The sequence below is a fragment of the Thermogemmatispora sp. genome (assembly GCF_019683755.1).
GTDB lineage: Bacteria > Chloroflexota > Ktedonobacteria > Ktedonobacterales > Ktedonobacteraceae > Thermogemmatispora.
In genome coordinates, this window is the sequence record NZ_JADGHT010000268.1 from 1 (window position 1) to 6,579 (window position 6,579).

A 6,579-nucleotide genomic window follows, 5' to 3' on the forward strand; every position below is an offset into this window, starting at 1 on the left:
ACTCTTGACGGCAATTATTATATCCCCCTCTCCTGGAAATGTCAAGGGGGGAATATGCCGTATTTTTTCCGATTGATAGAAGCAAACGGCTCTGCCTGTGGTATCATGTCAACAAATGAAGCCTTTGGCAGCCGACGGCGCTCCGCGAGGCGGGCAGGTGGTAGAAAAGGCAACAGCAAGGGAAACTGTGAGCGCCAGAGGTCGGTGAGCAGGGCCACCAGGGATATGCATCAGTAAGCAGCATAAAAGGAGGCAATCATGGGCCTGCTTTCACGTTTGGCTTTGCTGCTTCGCATCCGCACTAAGGCGGTCCTTGAGCAAGCAGAGGACCCGCTGCAGGTGCTCGATTACGCTTATCAGAAACAGATGGAGCAACTTCAGCAGCTTCGCCGCGCCGTTGCCGATGTGGCCACTAGCGAAAGGCGTTTGGCGCTGCAGCAGACAGAGCTACAACAGCGCGCCGAGCGCTATGAGCAGCAAGCTCTCTATGCGCTGCGGGCGAATCGCGAGGATCTGGCTCGCCTGGCCCTGCAACGTCGGGAGCAGTTGCTTGCTCAGCTCAATCGTTATGAGCAGCAGCTTGGACAGATACAGGCCCAGAAGGAGCAATTGATCGAGTTGGAGCAGGAACTGAGGATGCGTGTTGAGGCATTCCGCACTCACAAGGAGGTTCTGAAGGCTCGCTACAACGCTGCTCAGGCCCAGGCCTGCCTTGAAGAGACACTCGCCGGGCTAAATACGGAAACCACGGAAATGCGCCTCGCTCTGGAGCGCGCCCATGAAAAGATTGTGATGCTAGAGGCGCGCGCAAGTGCCCTGCACTCCCTCCTTGAACAGGGAGTAGTGGACAGCTCTCCCCCACTCCTGGCCGGCGCTGGGGATGCTCTTGATCATGAGCTGGCACGCCTCGACCAGGAAGAACAAGTAGAACACCAGCTTCAATTACTGAAACAGCGCCTTTTACTCGATAAATCAAACTCAGAAGGCTAGACCAGCTTCCCCTCGTGGAACCGTAAGCGCTCATCGCCAGCCTTTGGCTGAGGACTTAGCCATGCCGCTCGTCGCCCCGCTAGAGACCCGGTCTTCTCCAGAGAGAACGAGAGGGACCTCCTCGGCCTTTGATGCCCTCTGCTGGCTCCCTCTTCCGCTCCCGCTGCCAGCGCGGACCGGCTGGTAGCCCTTGCTCTCCCGTAAGAGGAGAGCAAAGGTCAAGGCAGGAACCGGTTTTCTCGCTGCGGTTTAGCTGCCTTTCTTCTCTTTGGCCTTGCGCGCTTTGTAGTAAGAGCGTGGCTTTGGCCGGCGCGTCGTATCCTCATACGCTGGCGGAGCCGCTTCCTCGCGCGCCATCAGCTCAACCTCGGAGTGATCTCCTATCAGCTCCTGCAGGTCGTTATAAATCTCGTAATTATCGATCACATCAGGCATACGCAGCATATGCCTTAGAACCTGCATCTGTGAGACCTGGGTCCGATCATACTTGGTGGGTTCGGCACGCTTGAGCAGCTTCTCTACCAGAGCGATGCTATCCTCATGGGCCCCAATGCTATTCAGGCGCTCATGAATGACTTGCAATTGTTCGTATAAGTTCATGGAAGGCCTACTCTCTTTCTAGGGTAGCGGCTACCGCTTGCCGTTTATCAACCTCTATTATATGTTACTTGAACGAGTTGGGGAGTGACTCATCTTTCCCAGAGGAGCAACTGCCAGCGCTCTTCCGTCGGCTCTCACCTGGTTGAGAGCGTGAGGCGAGAGCAAACCAAGGGTCTGAGCAGACCAGCACCACAGGGAAAGGGGAGAGCATCTTCCTTCCAAAAAAAGGCTAGCGAGCGTGCCACTTGAGTTAAGTAAGGAGAGGGTGGGCGCTAGCCGCTCTTCCTTGAGCGCTATGAGCGACACAACAGTGAGCCGCTCGTCGCCTGGCGGGCTGGGAGCGTGCCTACGAGCACCTCGCCAACGTCCCGCCTGTCTTGATAGCAACAAGTCAGGTTACCATTTAGCGCACCACAGCGCCGCGGTGATTCTGGTGATTGCGACGCGTGCGCCAGGCACGCCGAGGAGGATCAACCAGCCAGCTCCAGGCACATTGAGCCACATAAACTCCCAACGGCAAGCGTGGAGTAGGCACCTCTTGGCCACCAGGTGTGGCCCGCCGCTGCAGAATGGCTTGACGGAGTTCCTCCGCCGTCTGTCCGGGAAAAAGCGTATAGGCGACGCCTATGTGCTGCCAGAAATGGGCATCGCTGCCACCTACCTCACCAAGCTGCCACTCCTGGTTAGCCAGGCGTACCATATGGCGCTGCGAGGCATTGGCGGGCGAAGGATTGTACATCTCCAGGGCATCAATACAGTAGCCTTTGCTTAGCAATTCCTCGATTCTAGCCCGGCTCAGGCTAGGCACCAGGCGCCCAAACGGATGAGGCACAACGACTAGTCCCCCCTGGGCCTTGATCTCGTCAATAGCCTCCTCCACTGGCCGCTGAGCGCGGGGCGCCTTGTCGACGAATAGGCCGAGTAGGTGGCCATCGCGCGTCGTGACCTCGACGCCAATCACCAGCTCTAGAGGCGTTGTTTCCTCCTGGTCATCTGAGCCAAGGGCCTGCTCCTTGGCCAATAACTCAGCCACACGCCAGGCCCCTTCTAGATGGTCATGGTCAGTGATCGCAATGAGGCGCAGGCCACGACGCCGCGCTTCCTTGATGACCTGAGCCGGGCTGGCCCAGCCATCACCAAGGTTTGTATGCATGTGAATATCTGCACGACTGTATCCAGCAGCGGTCATCAAAGCCATAGTGCTGGCTGGGCTCGTCTTGTGATCATTGGCTGTCGCAAATGAGAGTTCCTTCGTCACCTACAACTCACTCCTTGTTATGCTGTTCCTCAGAATAAAGCGGCAGCGCGATGTAGAAGGTCGAGCCTTCGCCAGGGATGCCCTCGCTCTCCAGCCAGATCGAGCCACCCATCGCCTCGGTTAGCTGACGACAGAGATAGAGCCCTAACCCTGCACCGCGCTGCATACTGTTGAGAGCGTTGGGTAGGCGCATGAACCTGGTAAAGAGGCGCGCCTGATCCGCTCGCGAGATCCCTGGTCCCCAGTCCCGCACGGCCATCAGGGCGAAGAACCCCGATGGCGGCTTGGCCGGGCGATGCTGATCTGCTAACGAGGGGAGGCAACAGAGTTCTTCCCAGCTGAGACGTCGCGCACTGATAGCTACGGGCGACCCCGCCGGCGTGTATTTGAGAGCATTGCCAACGATGTTGAGCAGAATCTGACGCAGCCGCAGATCATCAGCCCACACCTGCAGATCCTCAGGTACCTCTATGTGCATGCGCCGCTCCTCCCGCACCAGGATCGGCTCCAGGATCTCCAGAATGAGCATGACGGGGCGAATGACTTGCACCGGCTCCATTTTGAGCAGAACACGATCCTGATCAATGCGGCTGGCATCCATAACATTGCCAAGCAGCAAGACTAGCTCTTCACAAGCGCGGCGTGCGTTGCTGATAAAGCGCGCTTTGGCCTCTTCATCAAGGGATTCCCCAAAATCCCCCAGAAGTTCCAGGTAGCCCTGGATGGCTGTCAGTGGCGTGCGCAGCTCGTGTGAGGCGGTCATGAGGAAGTGATTCTTGAGGCGCTCCGATTCTTGCGCTTGCTTGAGGGCCTCGCGCAATTCTGTATAGAGCTGTGCATTATTCATAGCAATAGCGGCCTGAATGCCAATCTCTTTCAAAAGCTCTAAGTGCCGCTGTGTATAGGCATGAGGGCGATAGGATTGCACGGAGAGCAGTCCCAGAACCTTTTCTCCGTAACGGAGCGGCACAAACAGGATCGACTCCGCCGGTCGGTTACTGCCTAGGAGATTCGTCCCCTCTTCACCGTTGGTGAGGCCAGCGAATTCAAGAAACTCGCGGCTGGTCGTGATAAGGCGACCAACAGGCTCGTGAAAGAGAATGTTATGGGTCTGCGGCAAGATCAGGCCGAACTCAACCGCTGGATACTTCACCCCGTCATCGATTAAGAACTCCATGACCAGCTTTTCGCCTTCGGCAGTGCGCACATAGCGGGCAATATAAAAGGCATCGACGGGCATCATGGGCGCAACTTGTTCATAGATGGTCTGGTAGATGCTCTGCAGATCTCCAGGATCTTCGGGGGCCGAGAGCGCTCTACCGATCTTGACCAGGGCCGCCCGCTCTTCACTGTGCCGCTTCAGTTCTTCATAGAGCCGCGTGCCTTCGATGACAATCGCTGCCTGGTTGGCGAAGAGTTCAAACAGTTCTAGGATCTCTTGCGTTGGGCGCAGACCATTCAGGGGCGAATCAGGTGTAAGGAAGCCCAGAAGCGAGTTGTCAGCTCCTCGTAGAGGGACGATCAGCAGGTCTTCGACGTGCCATTCGGGGCCAAGGTCTGGCTCACTTAAGGGCGTGGAATCTAGAGGCACCGCCTCTACGCGATCATCCACGATGATGAAGAAGCTGGCGAGGGTCGCATCACGCCAAATGGGGTCGCCCTTGGGAATAAAGTAGGAGTTCCCTATGCGATAGCGCTCACAGATTAGCTTGTTGACCGCCTCTTCGGGCAGTGGGTGCTCAATCAGGTAGCGATGCTGCTCCGGCGAGAGGCCCGCCGAAGCTCTCGCCTCAAAAAAACCAGCCCCGTTGCTGAGATAGAGTGCAGAATATCGAAAACGGAGCGCCTTACAGGCAGCTTCCGATACGCGCTGGAGGAGCGTATCGGTGTCCATCCCTAGACGTAATGAAGCACCTATATCAATAATATGGCGGAGCAGCTCGCGCTGTTGCTGCTCTAGACTGCTCTCCTGCTGCCTGGCTGATCGCTGTTTCACACGCTGCTTTCCCCTCTTCATGCCTGAAGACGAGTCGAGACCCGCGAGTCAAGCTCATTATAGCACAGTCTCAGCAGCCTTTGACAAATACAGCTCTCATTCCAGTTGAGAGGCTCCCTGCAGACGTCTCCATCGCCGGCAATGGCTTCTCTGGCCGTTGCGTGAGAGGTGTCTGAAGTGACTTGCCTTTGTAAAGCAGAGGCAGTATGATAAGCGGGCCGAGAGGTAACGCTCTCAGAGCGAAGGGAAGGCCCCCTAACAGCTGATGTGCTAGCTTGCGGTAGAGATTCGCCTATGCAGATCGCCAGTCCTGCTAATCCACGTCTGAAAGCGATCCGTGCTCTTCGCCAACGCCATGCGCGGGAGCGCAGCGGCTGCTTTTTCATTGAGGGCATTCGCCTGGTAGCTGAGGCACTCCAGACGGGAGCCTCTATTGAGACCCTGGTGGTGGCGCCCTCGTTGCTGCGGAGTGACTTCGCACGCTCGCTGGTGGCAGAGGCTCAAGCAGCGGGTATCCCTGTTCTGGAGGTCAGCGAGGCGGCCTTCGCCAGTCTCTCACAGAAAGAGGGGCCCCAGGGGCTGGCCGCCGTCGTACGTCAGCGCTGGCAGCACCTGGAGAGACTTCATCTTGCTCCTGGTGACTACTGGGTGGCCTTGCATGCCGCCCAGGACCCGGGCAATATCGGGACAATCCTGCGTACGGCTGATGCGGCTGGTGCCCGGGGGCTGATCCTCCTTGATCAGTGCGCTGATCCCTATGATCCCAGTGCTGCCCGCGCTAGCATGGGCGCTCTCTTCTCCCAAATCCTTATTCGCGCCAGTTTTGCCGATTTTTGCCGCTGGAAGGAGCGAACAGGTTGTTTTGTTGTCGGCACCTCTGGAGCTGCACCTACTGACTACCGCTCGCTGCGTTATTCGCCTCCGCTGGTCTTACTAATGGGTAGCGAGCGAGAAGGCCTTTCCCCCGAACAGCAGGCCAGCTGCGACGCTCTGGTGAGCATCGCAATGGTGGGCCGGAGCGATTCGCTTAACCTGGCGGTCGCCACGGCCCTGGTGCTCTATGAGATCTTTTATCAGCTTCGCTCACCGCGCGGATTTAGTTCCTGACGGTCTCTTGCGTCGCGCTGATAGGCTGAGGCTCCGTAGTCACAGGCTCAATCTGGACAAACGTGGTGTGAAACGTGCTACCGCCGTTGAAGTCTGCCAGGCGATCGGAAGTTAACCAGTTGATATTGCGTCCATCAGGGCTGAAGCGTGGCCACCAGACCGAGCTCGCCGCCAATACGCCGGGACGTACCTCGGTGCTTATCTCGGCAAAGAGGAGACAACTTCCCCGCTCGTTCCAGAGGCGTACCAGTTGACCATCTTGAATGCCACGCGCGCGCGCATCTTCTGGGTGGAGGCGCACACTAGGTCGGCCCTCTTTCCGACGTAAAGTGGTCACATTGCCAAAACTGGAGCTGATGAAGTGGTGCGCTCCCGGCGAGACGAGGACCAGGCGTTCACGCTGGTCAGCCGTGCTCGCGGTGAAGGGAGATTCGCTATCAGGTACCCAGTCAGGCAGGGGATCATAGCCTAGCTCTGCCGCTTGCTGCGAGTAGAATTCAACCTTACCGGAAGGGGTGCCAAAGCGCCCATCAGCGAAGGGAATGCGGCGCTCTTCGGGTATGGCCAATGGAACCCATCCTTCGCGCTGGAGCCGCTCGAGAGTGATGCCCTCCAGGAGCGGTGAGTG

6 protein-coding genes are annotated in these 6,579 nt (G+C 57.7%); 2 read left to right on the forward strand and 4 right to left on the reverse strand.

Features of this window, described 5'->3' with window-relative positions:
• Positions 1 to 258: 258 nt before the first annotated feature.
• Positions 259 to 990, forward strand: a complete 732-nt coding sequence (locus IRZ24_RS15200; protein ID WP_297165726.1) for a PspA/IM30 family protein — start codon at positions 259 to 261, stop codon at positions 988 to 990.
• A 249-nt stretch (positions 991 to 1,239) separates the two neighbouring features.
• Here the strand turns inward: IRZ24_RS15200 and IRZ24_RS15205 are convergent, their stop codons facing one another.
• The 3 genes from IRZ24_RS15205 to IRZ24_RS15215 form a co-directional block, all read right to left on the reverse strand.
• Positions 1,240 to 1,590: a hypothetical protein gene (locus IRZ24_RS15205; RefSeq protein ID WP_297165728.1), complete on the reverse strand. Its 351-nt coding sequence runs from the start codon at positions 1,588 to 1,590 to the stop codon at positions 1,240 to 1,242.
• Positions 1,591 to 1,993: 403 nt separating this feature from the next.
• Positions 1,994 to 2,788, reverse strand: a complete 795-nt coding sequence (locus tag IRZ24_RS15210; protein ID WP_366914314.1) for a CehA/McbA family metallohydrolase — start codon at positions 2,786 to 2,788, stop codon at positions 1,994 to 1,996.
• 67 nt (positions 2,789 to 2,855) lie between these two features.
• Entirely contained in the window at positions 2,856 to 4,844 is a 1,989-nt protein-coding gene (locus IRZ24_RS15215) for an ATP-binding protein (protein ID WP_297165730.1), read from the reverse strand.
• A gap of 294 nt (positions 4,845 to 5,138) precedes the next feature.
• Between IRZ24_RS15215 and IRZ24_RS15220 the strand changes: the two genes are divergently transcribed.
• Positions 5,139 to 5,951 carry an RNA methyltransferase gene (locus IRZ24_RS15220; protein WP_297165731.1) on the forward strand — a complete coding sequence of 271 codons (813 nt, stop codon included), beginning with the start codon at positions 5,139 to 5,141 and terminating at the stop codon, positions 5,949 to 5,951.
• Here IRZ24_RS15220 and IRZ24_RS15225 read toward each other — a convergent pair.
• Positions 5,941 to 6,579 (reverse strand): molybdopterin dinucleotide binding domain-containing protein (locus IRZ24_RS15225; protein WP_297165733.1); only part of this gene is annotated, 639 nt, incomplete at its 5' end. The two genes, IRZ24_RS15220 and IRZ24_RS15225, sit on opposite strands and share 11 nt — an antisense overlap.

Bases quoted from the DNA above. Each gene is read 5' to 3' on its own strand.
- IRZ24_RS15200 (WP_297165726.1), top strand. From the start codon at position 259: ATGGGCCTGCTTTCACGTTTGGCTTTGCTGCTTCGCATCCGCACTAAG.
- IRZ24_RS15205 (WP_297165728.1), bottom strand. From the start codon at position 1,590: ATGAACTTATACGAACAATTGCAAGTCATTCATGAGCGCCTGAATAGC.
- IRZ24_RS15210 (WP_366914314.1), bottom strand. From the start codon at position 2,788: ATGGCTTTGATGACCGCTGCTGGATACAGTCGTGCAGATATTCACATG.
- IRZ24_RS15220 (WP_297165731.1), top strand. From the start codon at position 5,139: ATGCAGATCGCCAGTCCTGCTAATCCACGTCTGAAAGCGATCCGTGCT.